Source organism: Pseudomonas sp. FW305-3-2-15-E-TSA4 (assembly GCF_058787295.1).
The window spans coordinates 45,086-64,213 of sequence record NZ_JBYSZP010000007.1 but is presented as its reverse complement, the minus strand read 5'-3'; the positions used below and the strand labels follow the sequence as shown (position 1 = coordinate 64,213).

At 61.3% G+C, this 19,128-nt stretch carries 18 protein-coding genes; 9 read left to right on the top strand and 9 right to left on the bottom strand.

All coding sequences use genetic code 11. The features are described 5' to 3' along the window. Nucleotides 1-30 precede the first annotated feature (30 nt). The 6 genes from AC3WMV_RS11435 to AC3WMV_RS11410 form a co-directional block, all read right to left on the bottom strand. Complete coding sequence (locus AC3WMV_RS11435; RefSeq protein ID WP_096797610.1) at nt 31-810, bottom strand: N-acetylmuramoyl-L-alanine amidase; 780 nt, start codon at nt 808-810, stop codon at nt 31-33. Between the two features lie 100 nt (nt 811-910). After that, on the bottom strand, nt 911-2,989 hold the full coding sequence (locus AC3WMV_RS11430; protein ID WP_103367994.1) for a GGDEF domain-containing protein: 2,079 nt from the start codon (nt 2,987-2,989) through the stop codon (nt 911-913). Continuing rightward, nucleotides 2,986-3,864, bottom strand: coding sequence for an endonuclease/exonuclease/phosphatase family protein (locus AC3WMV_RS11425; RefSeq protein ID WP_027610242.1), 879 nt, complete (start codon nt 3,862-3,864; stop codon nt 2,986-2,988). Before AC3WMV_RS11425 ends, AC3WMV_RS11430 begins: the two co-directional genes overlap by 4 nt. A gap of 14 nt (nt 3,865-3,878) precedes the next feature. Beyond that, nucleotides 3,879-4,520 (bottom strand): thiol:disulfide interchange protein DsbA/DsbL, encoded by a 642-nt coding sequence (locus AC3WMV_RS11420; RefSeq protein WP_027610241.1) that lies wholly within the window; start codon nt 4,518-4,520, stop codon nt 3,879-3,881. 200 nt (nt 4,521-4,720) lie between these two features. Beyond that, nucleotides 4,721-5,332, bottom strand: coding sequence for a c-type cytochrome (locus AC3WMV_RS11415; protein ID WP_103367995.1), 612 nt, complete (start codon nt 5,330-5,332; stop codon nt 4,721-4,723). A gap of 32 nt (nt 5,333-5,364) precedes the next feature. Continuing rightward, on the bottom strand, nt 5,365-5,670 hold the full coding sequence (locus AC3WMV_RS11410) for a c-type cytochrome (RefSeq protein ID WP_027610239.1): 306 nt from the start codon (nt 5,668-5,670) through the stop codon (nt 5,365-5,367). A 191-nt stretch (nt 5,671-5,861) separates the two neighbouring features. Here AC3WMV_RS11410 and yihA point away from each other — a divergent pair, with 191 nt between their 5' ends. Next, nucleotides 5,862-6,506 carry a ribosome biogenesis GTP-binding protein YihA/YsxC gene (gene yihA / locus AC3WMV_RS11405; RefSeq protein WP_027610238.1) on the top strand — a complete coding sequence of 215 codons (645 nt, stop codon included), beginning with the start codon at nt 5,862-5,864 and terminating at the stop codon, nt 6,504-6,506. Between the two features lie 283 nt (nt 6,507-6,789). Here the strand turns inward: yihA and polA are convergent, their stop codons facing one another. Then, entirely contained in the window at nt 6,790-9,594 is a 2,805-nt protein-coding gene (gene polA / locus AC3WMV_RS11400; protein ID WP_103367996.1) for a DNA polymerase I, read from the bottom strand. 74 nt (nt 9,595-9,668) lie between these two features. Between polA and AC3WMV_RS11395 the strand changes: the two genes are divergently transcribed. Together AC3WMV_RS11395 and AC3WMV_RS11390 are read left to right on the top strand one after the other, a co-directional pair. Beyond that, complete coding sequence (locus AC3WMV_RS11395; RefSeq protein WP_047597035.1) at nt 9,669-9,965, top strand: DUF2782 domain-containing protein; 297 nt, start codon at nt 9,669-9,671, stop codon at nt 9,963-9,965. 61 nt (nt 9,966-10,026) lie between these two features. Next, a complete protein-coding gene (locus AC3WMV_RS11390; RefSeq protein ID WP_027610236.1) occupies nt 10,027-10,980 on the top strand; it encodes a homoserine kinase in 954 nt (317 codons plus the stop codon). 141 nt (nt 10,981-11,121) lie between these two features. On the opposite strand, the gene AC3WMV_RS11385 is transcribed toward AC3WMV_RS11390, so the two are convergent. Continuing rightward, on the bottom strand, nt 11,122-12,042 hold the full coding sequence (locus AC3WMV_RS11385; RefSeq protein WP_103368015.1) for a zinc ABC transporter substrate-binding protein: 921 nt from the start codon (nt 12,040-12,042) through the stop codon (nt 11,122-11,124). Nucleotides 12,043-12,108: 66 nt separating this feature from the next. Here AC3WMV_RS11385 and AC3WMV_RS11380 point away from each other — a divergent pair, with 66 nt between their 5' ends. Genes AC3WMV_RS11380 through AC3WMV_RS11365 form a run of 4 tightly spaced genes read left to right on the top strand, consistent with a single transcriptional unit; the run spans nt 12,109 to nt 14,908 of the window. Next, complete coding sequence (locus AC3WMV_RS11380) at nt 12,109-12,591, top strand: Fur family transcriptional regulator (protein WP_097090199.1); 483 nt, start codon at nt 12,109-12,111, stop codon at nt 12,589-12,591. Further along, a complete protein-coding gene (gene znuC, locus AC3WMV_RS11375) occupies nt 12,591-13,376 on the top strand; it encodes a zinc ABC transporter ATP-binding protein ZnuC (protein ID WP_027610233.1) in 786 nt (261 codons plus the stop codon). Before AC3WMV_RS11380 ends, znuC begins: the two co-directional genes overlap by 1 nt. Further along, nucleotides 13,369-14,157, top strand: a complete 789-nt coding sequence (gene znuB, locus AC3WMV_RS11370) for a zinc ABC transporter permease subunit ZnuB (RefSeq protein WP_008081222.1) — start codon at nt 13,369-13,371, stop codon at nt 14,155-14,157. The genes znuC and znuB overlap by 8 nt, the downstream gene beginning before the upstream one ends. A gap of 37 nt (nt 14,158-14,194) precedes the next feature. After that, the gene (locus AC3WMV_RS11365; protein WP_103367997.1) at nt 14,195-14,908 is read left to right on the top strand and encodes a PA5502 family lipoprotein; all 714 of its coding nucleotides are present in this window, start codon (nt 14,195-14,197) and stop codon (nt 14,906-14,908) included. Nucleotides 14,909-15,001: 93 nt separating this feature from the next. Here the strand turns inward: AC3WMV_RS11365 and katE are convergent, their stop codons facing one another. Then, on the bottom strand, nt 15,002-17,143 hold the full coding sequence (gene katE, locus AC3WMV_RS11360; RefSeq protein ID WP_098966480.1) for a catalase HPII: 2,142 nt from the start codon (nt 17,141-17,143) through the stop codon (nt 15,002-15,004). 259 nt (nt 17,144-17,402) lie between these two features. Here katE and AC3WMV_RS11355 point away from each other — a divergent pair, with 259 nt between their 5' ends. Further along, on the top strand, nt 17,403-18,410 hold the full coding sequence (locus AC3WMV_RS11355; protein WP_027610230.1) for a methionine ABC transporter ATP-binding protein: 1,008 nt from the start codon (nt 17,403-17,405) through the stop codon (nt 18,408-18,410). After that, nucleotides 18,410-19,084, top strand: coding sequence for a methionine ABC transporter permease (locus AC3WMV_RS11350; RefSeq protein WP_027610229.1), 675 nt, complete (start codon nt 18,410-18,412; stop codon nt 19,082-19,084). The genes AC3WMV_RS11355 and AC3WMV_RS11350 overlap by 1 nt, the downstream gene beginning before the upstream one ends. Nucleotides 19,085-19,128: the final 44 nt, after the last annotated feature.

Genomic DNA, 19,128 nt, shown 5'->3' with positions numbered 1-19,128 from the left:
GATTTCGCCCTGACCGTCGGGCGGGCGTCATTATTTTGTCTGATTGAGTACCAGTAACAACGCGGCTGTTTGCGCGTCCGGCAAACCGTCGAAACGGGAAGGGCGGAAGTGCATCTGGAACGCTGCGAGCACGTGGCGCGTCGCCACATCCAGCTCGCCGGTTTGCGGAGTGTCGTAACCGACGCGCGCCAGTTGTTCCTGGAACCAGCTAATGCTCGGCAGTTCGGCGTTGAACTGTACCTGCTGCCGCGCCACCGCTTGTTCATTAGGCCATACGCCCAAGCCTTCAGCGGCCAGACGTTTCCATGGGAACAGTGGGCCGGGGTCGAGTTTGCGCAGGGGCGCGATGTCGCTGTGGCCGATGATATGGCGCGGGCTGATGCCCTGGCGCTGACTGATGTCCTTGAGCAGAACAATCAGCGACTGAATCTGCGCTTCGCTATAAGGGAACCACAGGCGCCCGGTCGGCGTGTCCTTGAAGCCCGGATTGACGATCTCGATACCGATCGAGCTGGAGTTGAGCCAGGTGCGGCCCTGCCATTGGCTTTCCCCGGCGTGCCAGGCGCGCTGGTTTTCATCCATCAGCTTGTAGATGGTGCCGCCCTTGTCGTCGCCGATCAGGTAGTGGCTGCTGACTTCGCCGTGGGTCAGCAGTTGCAGCGAACGCGCGAGGGACGCCGAGGTGTAATGCACGATCACGAACTGCACGCGGCTGTCGTGATTGGCCGAAGGATGGCTGGTGTCGTAACGCGGGCCGCTGGCACAACCGGCCAGAACGAGCAGCGACGCGAGGAGGGCAAAAAATTTCATGGCAGAAGGCAGTACACGCAAGACAGTAATGCAACAGTGTAACGTACTGCCTCGGGTCTCGACGGCCGGCGGGCTGAATTAAACAAAATGGAACAATTGCTCAGCCCAGCTCGACCCGGTTGCGCCCGCCGTTTTTTGCGCGGTACAACGCCTGATCGGCTCTTTTGAGCACCAGATCGCTGTGTTCTCCCATCCTGAACGACGCCAGGCCCATGGAGATGGTGATCGTCACCCGTTCGCCCTTGAAGTGAAACGGGCAGGCTTCGATCGCCGCGCGCAGGGTCTCCAGCAGTTTGGCGCCCACCGCAGGCGTGGTCGCCGGCAGCAGCAGAACGAATTCCTCACCACCAAAACGGGCAATGAAATCCGCTGCGCGCAGGCGTTTGCGCAGCACTGTGGCGATGATCTTCAGCACCTTGTCGCCGGCCAGATGGCCGTAGTTGTCGTTGATGCGCTTGAAATGATCGAGGTCGAGCATCGCCAGACTCAAGGTGTTGCCGTGTTGCTGCCACTGCTTGATCTCGTGTTCCAGGCGTTCGCTCCAGGCGGCGCGGTTGGGCAGGCCGGTCAGCGGATCGATCAGGGCTTTCTGCCGCTGTTCTTCCAGGTGTTCGCGAAAGCCCAGGGCTTCCTGCTCCATGTGCGCCACACGCTCGGCCAGACCCTTGAGGCGTGCCGCCACTTCCTGCTCGCGGGCGTCGCGTTGTTTCTGGTGTTGATCCATGGTGCCGAGCAGGCCTTCCAGATGGTTCTCCAGCACTTGCTTGAGGTCATCCAGATCGGCCGCTTCCTGCATGCTGGTCTGCAAACCATCGACCTGCTCGCGGATCTGCGTGTCCATCGCCCGCGCCGCCGAGCTGTTGTCGGCGTGGCCATCGCTGGCGGCCTGCAGGTTGCTCTGGAACGCTTCGAGGCGCTCGTTGAGTTGCTGCAGATAGGCTTCGAATTCGTGCTGGCCGCTGTCGGTGATCGCCAGCATCAAGGTCGCCAGATCGTCGAGAATCGGCAGCAGTTCGTACCAGTTCAGGCCATTTTTCAACCGGTCGCGCATCGCCTCAGCCTGCGGGCGATGGCGCTCGGGCAGGGTCAGGTCGTCGAGCAGCCCGATCAGCGTGTCTTCGATGTGTTTGGCCACTGAACTGTAAGACGGCTCCGGGGAATCGGGCAGGGCGTACAGAATGTCCTGCTCGGGTTGCTCCGGATCGATGGCGGCCAAAGCCTGGGCAATCGGTTCGGGCAGGGGCAGACTATCGAGGAGCAACGGTGCCGGGATGTCGCCCGGGTGGATCAACTCGTCGGGGTTGAACGCGGCAGCAGGTGCTGGCGCCGTGATCGGGGTGGTCGGCCGTTCGGCTTCAGGTTCGGCCGCTGGTAGTGCAGGTGCAGCAACGGGTTCGCTGATCGGCTCGGCAGCAATGACCGGAGACACGAACGCGAACACAGGTGATTCGGACTCGGGCTGCACTGCTGGCGTTTGCTTAAGCTCGGCCTCTGGTGGTTGCGCGATGGCCGCTACGGTGACGGGTGCTGCCGGAATCGGCTCGACCGCTGCGGTTGGCGCGGGTACCGGCTCAGATGCAGGTTCAGCGTTGGCCGGCGTCGGCGTCGGCGTCGGCGCCTGAGGCTGATCCGAAGACTCTGGCACCCCTTCACTGTCGCGGCTGCCAAACAGGCGCTGCAAAAAGCCCGGGCGGTCGGGCTCGGGCGGCGTTTCCAGCTGGCTCAACGCCTTGCCCTGCAAACCGCTGAGTTCGCTCAGCAGCAGCGGCATTTCCCGCGCCTGGCCGACCCGGCTGTCGAGTTGCTTGGCGAATTTCTTCAGCGGCTGGGCGACTTCCCGGGGCAGCGGCAGCGCTTGTAGCTGGGTGACCAGCGCGGTAAGCGCGGTGCTGACCTGATCGATTCGGGTTTCGCGACGTTGCTCGGAATCGAGCACGGCTTTTTCCAGGCGCGGCAGCAGGGCGGCGAGGCCGGCGTCCATGTCGTCGGTGCGCACCACGTCGCGCATCTCTTTCATGCACTGATCAACGACCTTGTCGGTGCCTTCAGCGGCCAGCGTGCTGCGCACCAGACCGCGGCGCAGCAAGTCGAGCCGGGCGGCCCAGCGACGTTCGAGCTTGTCCTGTTGTTCGATGCTTTTGAGGTACTTCTCTTTCCAGCGCTGGGCGTCGTCGCTCATTCAGGGGTTCCGCGAGGGGCAGGACTCAACGCGGGCAATGCATCGGCCGTGAGCGAACCCGGCAGACGAATCTCTACCGCGACCGGCAGGTGATCGGAAATGGGTTGGGCCAGCACTTCGACCTTTTCCAGGGTCAGGGTCGGGCTGAGCAAAATATGATCAAGGCATCGCTGTGGCCGCCAACTGGGAAATGTGGCTTGCATCTGCGGGGCCAGCAGGCCGAGATCGCGTAACGGTGACTGTTGTAGCAGATCACTGGCATGGGTGTTCATGTCGCCCATCAATATCTGGTGCTTGTAGCCACTGATCAGGTCACGAATATAGGCCAGTTGCAGGCTGCGTACCCTTGCGCCGAGCGCCAGATGCATCATCACCACCACCAGCGCCTCCGGACCTTCGCCGAAGCGCAGCAGGATCGCGCCGCGACCTTTGGGGCCGGGCAGCGGATGATCTTCGATCGCCCACGGCTTCAGGCGACTGAGCACGCCATTGCTGTGCTGGGCCAGTCGGCCGAGGTTGCGATTGAGTTGTTGATACCAGTAGGGGAAGGCGCCGAGGTGGGCCAGGTGTTCGACTTGATTGACGTAGCCTGAGCGCAGACTGCCGCCATCGGCTTCCTGCAGGGCGACCAGATCGAAGTCGCCAAGCAGGTCACCGATCTTCTGCAGATTGCCTGAGCGCCCGGTGTGCGGCAGCAGGTGCTGCCAGCTGCGGGTCAGATAATGCCGATAGCGCTCGGTGCTGATGCCGACCTGGATATTGAAACTGAGCAAGCGCAGACGATGGTCTGCGGGCAGGCCCGTGGACTCCAGGTGATGCTCGTTGACCTGCGGATCATGCAGGCCAACGCTGCGTTCGGTGCCCCAGCGGCGCATGGCGGTTACCGCGCTTAGTTGGCGGCTGCCTTGTTGGCCGCTCGCTCTTTGGCGACCAGTTGATCAGCCAGTTTCAGGGCTTGTTCGGCACCACCGGCAGAGCCGATGTCGAAGCGGTACTTGCCGTTGACGATCATGGTTGGCACGCCAGTGATTTCATACTTCTTGGCCAGCTCACGCGCTTTGACGATCTGACCTTTGATCGCGAACGAGTCAAAGGTGGCGAGGAACTTGTCCTTGTCCACGCCCTGTGTGGCGAGGAAGTCAGCCATGTCGTTCTTGTCGGTCAGCTTCTTGTGTTGTTTCTGAATTGCTTCGAAAACCGCAGCGTGAACCTTGTGCTCGACGCCCATTGCTTCCAGGGTCAGGAACATTTGGCCGTGAGCATCCCACGGGCCGCCGAACATGGCAGGAATGCGTACGAAGTTGACGTCGGACGGCAGTTTTTCAACCCAGGGATTGATCACCGGCTCGAACGCGTAGCAATGTGGGCAGCCGTACCAGAACAGCTCCACGACTTCGATCTTGCCAGGCTCTGCCACTGGCACCGGGTTGGCCAGTTCGACATAAGGGGCAGCGGGTGCTTCGGCGGCCTGGGCGGTCACGCCGAACAGGCTGGCAGCGACGAGAGCGGCGCTGATGATCAGATTACGCATGCTTTACTCCTGGACAATTTTGGTCGCCTCGCGCGACCTGTTTTCAGACAGATCCTGGCGGGCATGAGTTCTGTAGTGTAACGGCAGCGGCCACAAAAAAGGGCGGCCAAAGCCACCCTTTTTATACTTGCTGCGACGGATTAATCGAGCGTTAACGTTGCAGGAGATGTCCATCAGCGTTAACGCTCGATTCAGGGCGGTTAGTGCAGGCCCTGGATGTAGCTGGAGACTGCGGCAATGTCTTCGTCGCTCAGTTTGCGCGCGATGGTGCGCATGGTCATCGCGTCGCCGTCGTTGGCGCGACCACCTTCTTCCTTGCGGAAGTCGGTCAGCTGTTTGGTGATGTATTGAGCATGTTGGCCACCCAGGTGAGGGAAACCTGCAGCAGCGTTACCGGCACCGTTCGGCGAATGGCAGCCGGTGCAGGCTGGCAGGCCTTTTTCCAGGTTGCCGCCACGGAACAGCGCCTCACCACGGGCGACGATCTTTGGATCGGCGGCACCGACGCTGCCTTTCTGGCTGGCGAAGTAGGCTGCAATGTCAGCCAGATCCTGATCGCTCAGGTTGGTCAGCAGGCCGGTCATTTCCAGAACCTGGCGCTTGCCCGACTTGATATCGTGCAACTGCTTGTCGAGGTAGCGTTCACCCTGACCGGCCAGTTTCGGGAAGTTTGGCGCCATGCTGTTCCCGTCCGGGCCATGGCAGGCTCCGCAGACGGCAGCTTTCGCCTGGCCGGCGGCGGCATCACCGGCAGCATGGGCGAAGCCTGAAATTCCCACGGTCAACAGCAGACTCACGATCAATTTGTTCATCAGCTAATCCAACTACGGCTAAGGGTTAAGAGTTATGGACCGGGTTTACTCTCGCTCATCCAAAGGATGATGGCCTGGTAATCCTCGGCACTGCAGTCCATGCACAAACCACGCGGCGGCATCGCCTTGAAACCCTGGGTCACGTGTTGCACCAGCGTCTCCATACCTTTCGCCAACCTCGGCGTCCAAGCTGCCTGATCGCCTCTTGCGGGCGCCATGGGTAGTTGGCCGGAATGACAGGCACCACAAACACGGTTGTACACGGCTTCCGGTTCCTGTGTAGCCTGTGCGCCGCAAAGCGGTATCAGGACTCCGGCAGCCAGCAGCCATTTCGTCATAAAACGACCTTTTCAGGGTTGAGAGCGTTCTGCGTTCTGATGCGCAATCAAGGTCTTTGGCTCTCATGAACTTCATCCTTCGCTGGGACAAAGCACACACAAAATCTGCGGCATTATATACTGGCGTCACTGAAACGGAAGCGACACCGCGTTCCGCGCCCAATCCCGGCGCCGCCCACATCGGAAATCCCATGCAACTCAAGAATCCCATCCTCGGCCTGTGCCAACAGTCCACGTTCATGCTCAGTGCCGCCAAAGTCGATCAATGCCCTGACGACGAAGGCTTCGAAGTGGCGTTCGCCGGTCGTTCCAACGCCGGTAAATCCAGCGCACTGAACACCCTGACTCACGCCAGTCTGGCGCGTACCTCGAAAACCCCGGGTCGCACACAGCTGTTGAACTTCTTCAAGCTAGACGATGAACGGCGTCTGGTCGACCTGCCGGGCTACGGTTATGCAAAAGTACCGATCCCGCTCAAGCAACACTGGCAGCGTCACCTCGAGGCGTACCTCGGTGGCCGGGAGAGTTTGAAGGGTTTGATTCTGATGATGGACATCCGTCATCCAATGACCGACTTCGACCTGCTGATGCTCGACTGGGCCGTTGCGGCCGGCATGCCGATGCATATTCTGCTAACCAAGGCCGACAAACTGACCTACGGCGCTGCCAAGAACACGCTGCTGAAGGTGCAGGCGGAAATCCGCAAGGGCTGGGGCGATCTGGTGACAATCCAGCTGTTCTCGGCGCCAAAACGCATGGGCCTGGAAGAGGCCTACACTGTGTTGGCAGGCTGGATGGAACTGGCCGATAAAGGTGCCGAATTGCCTGCTGAGTAAATCGCAGGCAAAAAAAGCCCCGGACTTCATATGGGGAGGGAGAAGTTCCGGGGTTCAAGTTCCGAACCGCTAGGGCGGGGTTCAGATATCTGCCAACACTTAACACAACATAGGAGCATCGAAGGGCTTCACCAGCCATTCAGTATCTCTGAGTAGTGAGTTGTCAGATTAGTTCAGATTTTTTTTCAAAAGCTTTGGAATAACCGCAAGCGCGATTCGAAATAAGCGCTTTTCGGCCGTTTTCCGCGACAGTGTGTCGCGGCAAACGCCCGGCCTAGACGCCTCAGTGCGCCTCATCCCAGTTGTTGCCGACGCCAACTTCCACCAGCAACGGCACGTCCAGTTTCGCCGCTTCGCTCATGTGCAGGCGGATTTCCTGACTCACCTGATCGACCAGATCCTCGCGAACCTCCAGTACCAGTTCGTCGTGCACCTGCAGGATGACTCTGGCGTCCAGCCCGGACGATGCCAGCCAGTTATCCACCGCCACCATGGCTTTCTTGATGATGTCGGCGGCGGTGCCTTGCATCGGCGCGTTGATCGCCGTGCGTTCGGCGGCAGCGCGTTCCTGCGGCTTGTTCGAGTTGATTTCCGGCAGATATAGGCGACGACCGAAGAAGGTCTCTACATAGCCTTGGTCGGCGGCCTGCTTGCGGGTGCGCTCCATGTATTCGCGCACACCCGGATAACGGGCGAAGTAGGTGTCGATGTAGGCCTTGGCGGTCTTGGTGTCGACGCCGATGTCCTTGCCGAGTTTCTGCGCGCCCATGCCGTAGATCAGGCCGAAGTTGATCGCCTTGGCGCCACGGCGCTGGTCGGAAGTCACGTCGCTCAGCTCGACCTTGAACACTTCAGCGGCGGTTGCGGTGTGCACGTCCAGATTGTTGCGGAAGGCATTCATCAGGCCTTCGTCCTTGGACAAGTGGGCCATGATCCGCAGTTCGATCTGCGAATAGTCCGCCGCCAGCAGTTTGTAGCCTTTGGGCGCGACGAACGCCTGACGGATGCGGCGGCCTTCAGCGGTACGCACCGGAATGTTCTGCAGGTTCGGATCGCTGGAGGACAAGCGCCCGGTCGATGCCACGGCCTGGTGGTACGAGGTGTGGATACGCCCGGTGCGCGGGTTGATCTGCTCCGGCAGGCGATCGGTGTAGGTGCTTTTCAGCTTGCTCATGGAACGGTGTTCCATCAGCACTTTTGGCAAGCGGTGATCGTCCTCGGCCAGTTTCGCCAGCACTTCCTCGGCGGTCGATGGCTGGCCCTTGGCGGTTTTCTTCAGCACCGGCAGGCCGAGCTTTTCGTAGAGGATCACGCCCAGCTGCTTCGGCGAGCCGAGGTTGAATTCTTCGCCGGCGATCTCGAACGCTTCACGCTCCAGCGCGACCATCTTGTTGCCCAGCTCAATGCTCTGGATGCCGAGCAGTTCTGCATCGACGAACGCGCCCTGACGTTCGATGCGCGCCAGCACCGGCACCAGCGGAATCTCGATGTCGGTCAGCACGCTGGCCAGGCTCGGGATCGCGCTGAGTTTGTCGAACAGGGTCTGGTGCAGGCGCAGGGTAATGTCTGCGTCTTCGGCGGCGTACGGGCCGGCCTGCTCCAGGGCGATCTGGTCGAAGGTCAGCTGCTTGGCGCCTTTGCCGGCGATGTCCTGGAAGCTCACGGTGGTGTGATCCAGGTACTTCTGCGCGAGGCTGTCCATGTCGTGGCGGGTGGCGGTGGAGTTGAGCACGTAGGACTCAAGCATGGTGTCGAAGGCGATCCCGCGCACATTGATGCCCTGGCTCTGATCGCCGCCGATGGCGCAGTTGGCCAGAATGTTCATGTCGAACTTGGCGTGCTGGCCGACCTTGAGTTTGTTCGGGTCTTCCAGAATCGGCTTCAACGCACGCAGCACCGTGTCGCGATCCAGCTGCTCCGGCACGCCGATGTAGGAGTGGGTCAGCGGAATGTACGCCGCTTCGTTGGCCTTCACCGCGAACGAAAGGCCGACCAGTTGCGCCTGTTGCGCGTCGATGCCGGTGGTCTCGGTGTCGAAGGCGAACAGCTTGGCGTTGTTCAGTTTCTCCAGCCAGACATCGAAACGCGCCTGATCGAGGATGGTTTCATACGCTGCTTCGGTCGGAGCGGCAGGGGCTTCTTCTGCGGGGGCGCTGAACAGATCGCCAGCCGGCGCAGGTTCGGCGGCCGCGCTCAGTTCCTGGCGCTTGGCGTCACGATCCAGATCATTCAGCCAGCTCTTGAATTCCAGCAGGGTGTACAGCTCGTAGAGCTTGGCCGGGTCTTCCGCGCCCATCTGCAGGTCATCGAGGCCGATGTCCAGCGGCACGTCGACTTTGATGGTCGCCAGTTGATAGGAGAGGAAAGCCATCTCCTTGTGCTCTTCGAGCTTGGCCGGCAGGGTTTTCGCGCCGCGAATCGGCAGGGTCGGGACGATGTCGAGATTCGCGTACAACTCGGTCAGGCCGCCGTTGACGCCGACCAGCAGGCCGGAGGCGGTCTTCGGACCGATGCCGGGAACACCCGGAATGTTGTCGGAAGAATCGCCCATCAGCGCCAGATAATCGATTATCTGCTCGGGTGCGACCCCGAATTTCTCCTTCACGCCCTCCACATCCATCGAGCTACCGGACATGGTGTTGACCAAGGTAATGTGGCCATCGACCAGTTGTGCCATGTCTTTGTCGCCGGTGGAGATGATCACCGGACGATCCGCCGCCGCGCTGCTGCGGGCGAGGGTGCCGATCACGTCGTCCGCCTCGACGCCTTCCACGCACAGCAGCGGGAAACCGAGGGCGATCACACTCTGGTGCAGCGGTTCGATCTGCACCCGCATGTCGTCGGGCATGCTTGGGCGGTTGGCCTTGTATTCGGCGTACATCTCATCGCGAAACGTCCCGCCCTTGGCGTCGAAGACCACGGCGAACGGGCTGTCCGGGTACTGCTTGCGCAGACTCTTGAGCATGTTCAGCACACCTTTGACCGCGCCGGTCGGCAGGCCTTTGGAGGTGGTCAGCGGTGGCAGGGCGTGGAAAGCGCGGTACAGGTAAGACGAACCGTCCACCAGGACGAGGGGGGCTTGGCTCATGAGCAGAATCAACCTTTTCGGCGGGCCCGGCGCTAGAATAGCGGGACCGTTGACGACAAAGGGACAAGGTTATCATGCGTACGTTAAATCGCTTGCTGCTGGTCGGTTTGATTGCGGCCTCACCATTGGCCGCGATGGCGGCGGATGATGCGCCGTCAAAGGAGCCGGAAGTTACCATTAACACGCACACCGAAGGCGACAAGGTCATTCAGGAATACAGCCGCAGTGGCTTTGTGTATGCGATCAAGGTCACGCCGAAGGGCGGCAAACCGTATTTCCTGGTGCGCGCCGATGGTTCGGACGCGAACTACATCCGTTCCGACCAGCCGGATATGCTGATTCCGTCGTGGGAAATCTTTACCTGGAAGTAAGATTCCCGACTTTTAATCGGCGCCGCTTGATCGCGGCGCCCGAACTGAGCAGTTTTTAACCATGTCTGTGTTCACCCCCCTGGCTCGGCCCGAGCTGGAAACCTTTCTCGCCCCTTATGGGCTCGGCCGTCTGCTTGATTTCCAGGGGATCGCCGCCGGCAGCGAAAACACCAATTTCTTCATCAGCCTGGAGCAGGGCGAATTCGTCCTGACCCTGGTCGAACGCGGCCCGGTGCAGGAAATGCCGTTCTTCATCGACCTGCTCGACGTGCTGCACGAGGCTGATCTGCCGGTGCCCTACGCGCTGCGTACCACTGACGGCGTGGCCCTGCGTGAACTGAAGGGTAAACCGGCATTGCTCCAGCCGCGGCTGTCCGGCAAGCACATCAAAGTCGCCAACGCTCAGCATTGCGCGCAGGTCGGTGAGTTGCAGGCGCATCTGCACTTGGCGACCCAGGGCGAGCGCATGATCAAGCGCAAGACCGATCGTGGCCTGGACTGGATGCTGGAGGAGGGCACGGAGTTTCTTTCGCATCTGGCGGACGAGCCGCGTGTGCTGCTGCGCAAGGCGCTGGATGAAATCACTGTGCAGAAAGAAAGAATCCTCGCGCTGCCACGGGCCAACATTCATGCGGATCTGTTCCGCGACAATGCGATGTTCGAAGGCACGCACCTGACCGGCTTGATCGACTTCTACAACGCCTGCTCGGGACCGATGCTCTATGACGTGGCGATTGCCTTGAACGACTGGTGTTCGGACGAGGAAGGCTTGATTGACGGGCCGCGTGCCCGCGCATTCCTCGGCGCCTATGCGGCGCTGCGTCCGTTCACTGCCGCTGAAGCGGAGCTATGGCCGACCCTGCTGCGTGTGGCGTGTGTGCGGTTCTGGCTGTCGCGGTTGATCGCCGCCGAGCAGTTTGCCGGGCAGGACGTGCTGATTCACGATCCGCGGGAGTTCGAGCAGCGCTTGGCGCAGCGGCAGCAGGTGCATACACCGCTACCTTTTGCTCTTTAAAAGCTTCGCGAGCAAGCCCGCTCCCACATTGGATTTGCGAACGACAAATGTCCACGTGGGAGCGGGCTTGCTCGCGAATGGACCGGCAAATTCAGCATCTATGTTGAACGCCCCACCGCTTTCGCGAGCAGAAGTTGGGGTTTACAACGATTCCAGGCACCCGGCCAAATCTTTGCCCAGCTTCTCCAGCACCTGCTCATACCCCTGAGCTGTCGCCGGTGTATAGCCGCCCAACGCATCCAGCTCCGCCAGTTTCACCGGCAGGCCCGCCACCAGGGTTTCCGCCAGACGTGGACGCAGCGGCGGTTCGCTGAACACACAGGTCTTGCCCACTTCCTGCAGACGCTTGCGCATCGCAGCCACATGCTGCGCACCCGGCTGCACTTCGGCGGCAACGCTGAACACGCCAGTGTGTTTCAGGCCGTAAGCGTCTTCGAAGTAATCGAAGGCTTCGTGGAACACGAAGTAGGGTTTGCCTTCAATGCCGGCCAGACGGTTTTTCAGTCGTGCATCCAGCGCATCGAGGCGTTCGTCGAAGGCTTTTGCATTGCTCTGATAGCGTTCGGCGTTGGCTGGGTCGGCAGCGCTCAAATCAGTCGCCATTTTGGCGGCAATAACCCGCGCGTTGACCGGCGATAGCCACAAATGCGCATCGAGCGTGCCCGGGCGGTGATCGTGATCATGCTCGTCGGCGTCTTCGGCGTGGGAATGGCTGTCTTCGGCAAAGCGGCGCAGTTTCATGCCGGGCAGATCCTGCACGGCAACGCTTGGCAGCGTACGACCGTTGAGCACGCGCGGCAGGAAACCTTCCATGTCCGGGCCGATCCAGTACAGCAGGTCCACCGATTGCACCTTGCGCACGTCGGACGGGCGCAACGCGTAGTTGTGCGGCGACGCGCCCGGCGGCAGCAGCACTTCCGGGATGGCCACGCCGTCCTGCACCGCGGCGGCAATCAACTGCAGCGGTTTGATGCTGGTGAGAACCCTGACCTCGGCCTGAGCCGAACCGATCAGCAGAAAACTGGCGATAAACGCCACAAAAACAGAAAAAAGTCGGGACACGATGACCACTCAAGGAGGCGAGAACGGGTAACATAATAACGTCTCTATCAAAACGCGTCGCCGCCCATGCCTATTACACCGATTGCCAGCCGTCCCCACGACCACTCTCATTGCGTGCACAGCGCACTGACCGAGGCCGATACCTTGTGCGCCCAGAAAGGCCTGCGCCTGACTGCGTTGCGCCGGCGGGTGCTGGAGCTGGTGTGGCAGAGCCACAAGCCGCTGGGCGCCTACGACATTCTGGCGGTGCTCAGCGAGCAGGACGGCCGCCGCGCCGCGCCGCCGACCGTGTACCGTGCGCTGGATTTCCTTCTGGAAAACGGCCTGGTGCACCGCATCTCCTCGCTCAACGCTTTCGTCGGTTGTGTGCATCCCGAGCATGCGCATCAGGGCCAGTTCCTGATCTGCCGCGAGTGCCACGCCGCGATCGAGCTGGAACAGAAAGCCATCAGCGACGCGATCATCCACAGCGCCAGGGATGTCGGGTTCATCGTCGAAGCGCAGACCGTCGAAGTGGTCGGCCTGTGCTCCGGTTGCCAGGGGGCTTGATGAGCAACCCGTTGATCCGTCTTGAGCAGGTCGCCGTCACTTTTGCCGGGCAGACCGTGCTGGACAACATCGAGCTGAGCGTCGAACCGGGGCAGATCGTCACCCTGATCGGCCCCAACGGCGCCGGCAAGACCACTCTGGTGCGCGCCGTGCTCGGGCTGCTGAAACCGGACAGCGGCAGCGTCTGGCGCAAGCCGAAACTGCGCGTTGGCTACATGCCGCAAAAGCTGCACGTCGATCCGACCTTGCCGCTGTCGGTACTGCGCTTCCTGCGCCTGGTGCCCGGCGTAGACCGTCCGCGTGCATTGGCGGCGCTCAAGGAAGTCGGCGCCGAACATGTCATCGACAGCCCGGTGCAAAGTGTTTCCGGCGGTGAAATGCAGCGCGTGCTGCTGGCTCGGGCGCTTTTGCGCGAGCCTGAGCTGCTGGTGCTGGATGAGCCGGTGCAGGGCGTCGACGTCGCCGGGCAGGCCGAGCTATACAGCCTGATTACCCGCCTGCGCGACCGTCACGGTTGCGGCGTGCTGATGGTGTCCCACGATTTGCATCTGGTGATGAGCACCACCGATCAGGTGGTGTGCCTGAATCGCCACGTCTGCTGCTCCGGGCATCCCGAGCAGGTCAGCGGCGATCCGGCGTTCGTCGAACTGTTCGGCAAGAATGCGCCGAGCCTGGCGATCTATCACCACCATCACGACCACGCCCACGACCTGCACGGTTCGGTGGTCAAGGCGCCCGGTGCGGGCCACACCCACGTTCACGGAGACCACTGCAAGCATGGCTGATTTTCTGTTGTATGCCCTGCTTGCAGGTCTGGCGCTGGCGCTGGTCGCCGGGCCGTTGGGTTCGTTCGTGGTCTGGCGGCGCATGGCCTACTTCGGCGACACCCTGTCCCACGCCGCGCTGCTCGGCGTGGCCCTGGGCTTTCTGCTGGATGTCAGCCCAACGGTCGCGGTGACCGTCGGCTGCCTGTTGCTGGCGGTGCTGCTGGTGACCTTGCAACAGCGTCAGCCGCTGGCCTCCGACACGCTTTTGGGAATTCTCGCACCGAGCACGCTCTCTCTCGGGCTGGTGGTACTAAGCTTCATGCATGAAGTGCGGATCGACCTGATGGCCTATCTGTTCGGCGACCTGCTGGCGATCAGCCCGACCGATCTGGCGTGGATCCTCGGCGGCAGCGCGGCGGTGCTGGTGTTGCTGGTGACGCTGTGGCGGCCGCTGCTGGCGATCACCGTGCATGAGGAATTGGCCAAGGTCGAAGGCCTGCCGGTGGCGGGCCTGCGCATGGCGCTGATGCTGTTGATTGCGGTGGTGATCGCGGTGGCGATGAAAATCGTCGGTGTGTTGCTGATTACTTCGCTGCTGATCATTCCGGCGGCTGCGGCACAGCGTCACGCCCGCTCGCCGGAGCAGATGGCCGTGGGCGCGAGCCTGCTGGGCATGCTCGCCGTATGTGGCGGGCTGGCGTTGTCATGGTTCAAAGACACCCCGGCGGGGCCGTCGATCGTTGTGACGGCGGCCGCACTGTTTCTGCTGAGTTTTGTTCTGCCCCGTCGAGGGGTGTAGACTTGCTCGCTTTTTGCGCAATTAGAGAGTCGCAGGAATGAAGCCGTTCGCCTCCCGTTATCTGCTCCTTGTCGCATTTTCCGTGCTGCTGGGCGCCTGCCAAAGCACGCCGCCGGTGGCCGAAGCCCCCGACGCGCGGGCCACGGCCATCGCACAGCTGGAGCAAAGCCTGGCCAGCAGCGAACTGGCCACCGCCGAAGACCAACTGGCCGCCTTGCAGGCACAAACCCCCAACGATCAGTCCCTGGAGCAATACCAGCGCCAGTTGGCTGAGGCCTACCTGCGCCGCAGCCAGATCGTATTGCAAAAGGGTGATGTGAACGCCGCAGCCACTGCGCTGAGCCGTGCCCGTGCCCTGATGCCGAAAGCCCCGGCGCTGACCGGTGGCGTCAATGGTGCCATCACCGAAGCGCGCAAAGCCGAGCTGGAGAAAGCCGAAGCGGCGCTGCTGGCGGCCGAAGCCAAGCCGAAAGCCAAGGTCATCGATCCGACTGCCGAAAGCACCACGGTGGCGCTGAACATCAACGATAGCCGCAAACTTCGCCGGCAACTCGACGCGATCGCCGCCGATGTGGTGAATTATGAGTGTGCCGTGAGCATTCAGGCGCCGCGCACCCAGGATTACCCATGGCTGGCGACGTTGCTGAGCAAGCGCGTGAAGAAACTCAATCCGGATTTTGAGCTGAAGATTGAAAAACAGATCCTGCGCACGGTGCCGGCGCAGATGGTTCTGATTCCAGCCAAACCCTAAAAGCTTCGCGAGCAGGCTCGCTCCCACAGGTAAAGCGTGAACCCTGTGGGAGCGGGCTTGCTCGCGAAAGCGTCCTCTCAGCCAGCCAAGAACTTAAGCTGGAATGGCCTTAGCCTTAGGCTCCCGCGCCCAGACCCGATGCTGCCCGATCGCCGCGAAGAACGGCTTGGTCAACCCCGGCACATCCTTGCCCTGCAGCAGTCCTGCATCCGCTTCCAGCTTCAGCAGATCCTGCAACTGCTTGGCCTCGCCGTGCAGCGCAATCGCCTTGAGGTGTTTGTAGGCTTCCAGCAGGTAATGCAGCGCCACGCCGTCGCCACTCAACGCCTTGATCGACGCCGCACCACCCGGCACGAACACCGCATCGAAGATCACTGAAGGCATACCTTCCATGGATGCGTCCACCGGCAGGGCTTTGCCGTCGGCAGTCTTCACCGGTGCCGAGGTCGGGCCGAGCAGCTTGGCGTGCGCACCTTCTGCTTCCAAGGCCTTTTTCATCGCATCAATCGCTGCACCATCGACGCCGTTAGCGGCAAGAATCGCCACTTTCCGAGTTTTGATGTCCTCTGGCAGCAGATTCGCCTGACTCAGCGCTGGCGAATGATCGAACGAAGTCTTGCGCACCTCGACCGTGCCTTTGCTCGGCGCCGGCAACCCGAGGTTGGCCGCGACACGTTTGGCCAGTTCCAGGTCAATGTTGGCGAGAATCTCGTTCACCTGCCGTGCACGGATGAACTCGCGTTCGACCTTGCCCAGCTCGAAGCTGTAGGCGGCAATGATGTGCTCCTTCTCGTGCTCACTCATGCTGTTGAAGAACAGCCGCGCTTGCGAGAAGTGATCGCTGAACGACTCGCTGCGCTGGCGGATCTTGTTCGCATCGATGCGTTCCGGGTAGCTCTCGAAGCCGCCGTCCTGCGCGGCTGGCGGAGTCTCTTTCGGCCAGCCGCCATCAATCGAGTTCGGCTCGTAGGACGCGCGCCCCTTGTCGATCACTGTGCGGTGCTGCGCGTCGCGCTGGCCGTTGTGGAATGGCGCCACCGGGCGGTTGATCGGCAGCTCATGAAAGTTCGGCCCACCGAGTCGGCTGATCTGCGTATCGGTGTAGGAAAACAGCCGGCCTTGCAGCAGCGGGTCATTGGAGAAATCGATGCCGGGCACGATGTGGCCGGGGCAGAATGCGACCTGCTCGGTCTCGGCGAAGAAGTTGTCCGGGTTGCGGTTCAGGGTCATCTTGCCCAGCGGGGTGATCGGCACGATTTCTTCGGGGATCAGCTTGGTCGGGTCGAGGATGTCGAAATCGAAGTCATGTTCGTTTTCCTCCTCGATGATCTGCACACCCAGCTCCCATTCCGGGTAGTCGCCCATCTCGATGGCTTCCCAGAGGTCGCGACGGTGGTAGTCGGTGTCTTTACCGGCGAGCTTCTGCGCCTCGTCCCACACCAGCGAACAGGTGCCGGCGGTAGGGCGCCAGTGGAATTTGACGAAGCGCGATTTGCCCTCGGCGTTGACCAGGCGGAAGGTGTGCACGCCAAAGCCCTGCATGCTGCGCAGGCTTTTCGGGATTGCCCGGTCGGACATCGCCCAGATCACCATGTGCGCCGATTCCGGCACCAGCGAGACGAAGTCCCAGAAGGTGTCGTGGGCCGAGCCGCCAGTGGGGATTTCGTTGTGCGGCTCGGGTTTCACCGCGTGGACAAAGTCGGGGAACTTGATCGCGTCCTGGATGAAGAACACTGGCATGTTGTTGCCGACCAGATCGAAGTTGCCCTCGTCGGTGAAGAACTTCACCGCGAAACCGCGCACGTCGCGCACGGTGTCACCGGAACCGCGCGGCCCCTGCACCGTGGAAAAACGTACGAATACCGGAGTCTTTTTCCCCGGATCCTGCAGGAAGCCGGCCTTGGTCAGCGTCGAATGGTTCTCATAGGCCTGGAAGAAACCATGCGCGCCAGTGCCGCGCGCGTGAACAATGCGCTCCGGAATGCGTTCGTGGTCAAAGTGCGTGATTTTCTCACGCATGATGAAGTCTTCCAGCAACGACGGCCCGCGCGGGCCGGCCTTGAGGGTGTTCTGGTTATCGGCGACCTTCACCCCCTGATTGGTGCGCAGGGCCTGGCCGGTAGCGTCGGAGCGAAATTTCTCCAGGCTGTCGAGTTTGGCGTTGGTGTTGGCGCGATCCTTGGTATCGGTTCCGGCCAGTTGGCTTTTGTCGGTCGTAGGTTTCTTGCTGCTCATCAGACGTAAACTCCTCGGTTGACCCCTTTTTACGGGGACTCTTGAGCGTTTCCGGGCACGGTTACCCAGGGTTTCAAGTCGCTTAACTAGTGACCAATGAGCGGGAACGGGCGTTCCTTTTTTATGACCTTTGATCTTGTTATTGCCAAATCGAAGGTTAATTGCGAAATAAATGCTAAGAACCTCTATACGGACAGGCTAAAATGCGCGCCCGGCTAACCGCTGATCCTTTTCTAACGCGCCCCACAAGGTTCGCTACGTGATCGAGTTTCAAAACGTCCACAAAACTTACCGCGTCGCCGGTAAGGACATCCCCGCCCTGCACCCGACCAGTCTTTCGATTGAAAACGGTCAGGTCTTCGGCCTGATCGGCCATTCCGGTGCGGGCAAAAGTACCCTGCTGCGTCTGATCAATCGCCTGGAAGATTCCAGCGGCGGCAAGATCATCGTCGACGGCGAAGAAGTCACCGCGCTGGACGCCAACGGCCTGCGCCGCTTCCGCCAGCAGGTCGGGATGATCTTCCAGCACTTCAACCTGCTCGCCTCCAAGACCGTGGCCGACAACGTTGCGCTGCCGCTGACCCTGGCCGGCGAACTGTCGAGCAGCGAAATCAATCAACGCGTCGCCGAGTTGCTGGCCCGGGTCGGTCTGTCCGATCACGCCAAAAAGTACCCGGCACAATTGTCCGGCGGCCAGAAACAGCGCGTCGGCATCGCCCGCGCCCTGGCGACCAAGCCGAAAATTCTGCTGTGCGACGAGGCCACCAGCGCCCTCGACCCGCAGACCACCGCGTCGGTTCTGCAACTGCTGGCCGAGATCAATCGTGAACTGAAGCTGACCATCGTCCTGATCACCCACGAGATGGACGTGATCCGTCGCGTTTGCGATCAGGTGGCAGTGATGGATGCCGGGGTGATCGTCGAGCAAGGTTCGGTGGCCGATGTGTTCCTGCATCCGCAGCACCCGACCACCAAGCGTTTCGTTCAGGAAAGCGAGCAGATCGACGAAAGCGAACAGCGCGATGACTTCGCTCACGTACCGGGTCGCATCGTGCGTCTGACCTTCCAGGGCGAAGCGACCTACGCGCCGTTGCTCGGTACCGTGGCCCGGGAAACCGGGGTCGACTACAGCATCCTCGCCGGCCGCATCGACCGCATCAAAGACATTCCTTACGGGCAGTTGACCCTCGCCGTCACCGGTGGCGACATGGAAGCGGCCTTCGCCCGCTTCACCGCCGCTGACGTTCATATGGAGGTGCTGCGTTAATGGAAATGCTCAAGGCTTTCTTCGAAAACATCGATTGGCTGGAAATCTGGCTGGCCACTGGCGACACCATGTTGATGCTCGGTGGTTCGCTGCTGTTCACCGTATTGCTCGGCCTGCCGTTGGGTGTGCTGCTGTTCCTCTGCAGCCCGCGTCAGTTGCTGGAAAACCGTGGCCTCTACGCCTTCATGTCGTTGGCGGTGAACATCCTGCGTTCGTTGCCGTTCATCATTCTGCTGATCGTGATGATTCCGTTCACCGTGCTGATCACCGGCACCTCGCTGGGCGTGGCCGGTGCGATTCCGCCGTTGGTGGTAGGTGCGACGCCGTTCTTCGCGCGTCTGGTAGAAACCGCCCTGCGTGAAGTCGATCGCGGCATCATCGAAGCCACCCAGTCGATGGGCGCGACCACCCGGCAGATCATCATGAACGCCTTGCTGCCGGAAGCCCGTCCGGGCATCTTTGCGGCGATTACGGTGACCGCGATTACTCTGGTGTCCTACACGGCGATGGCCGGTGTGGTCGGCGCCGGTGGTCTGGGTGACCTGGCGATCCGTTTCGGCTACCAGCGGTTCCAGACGGATGTGATGATCGTCACCGTGGTGTTGCTGCTGATTCTGGTACAAGTGCTGCAAATGGTCGGCGACCGACTGGTCGTGCATTTCTCGCGCAAATAACCGGTTTTTGTAATCAAGAGATGAGCCGGCCATTCGCTGGCAGG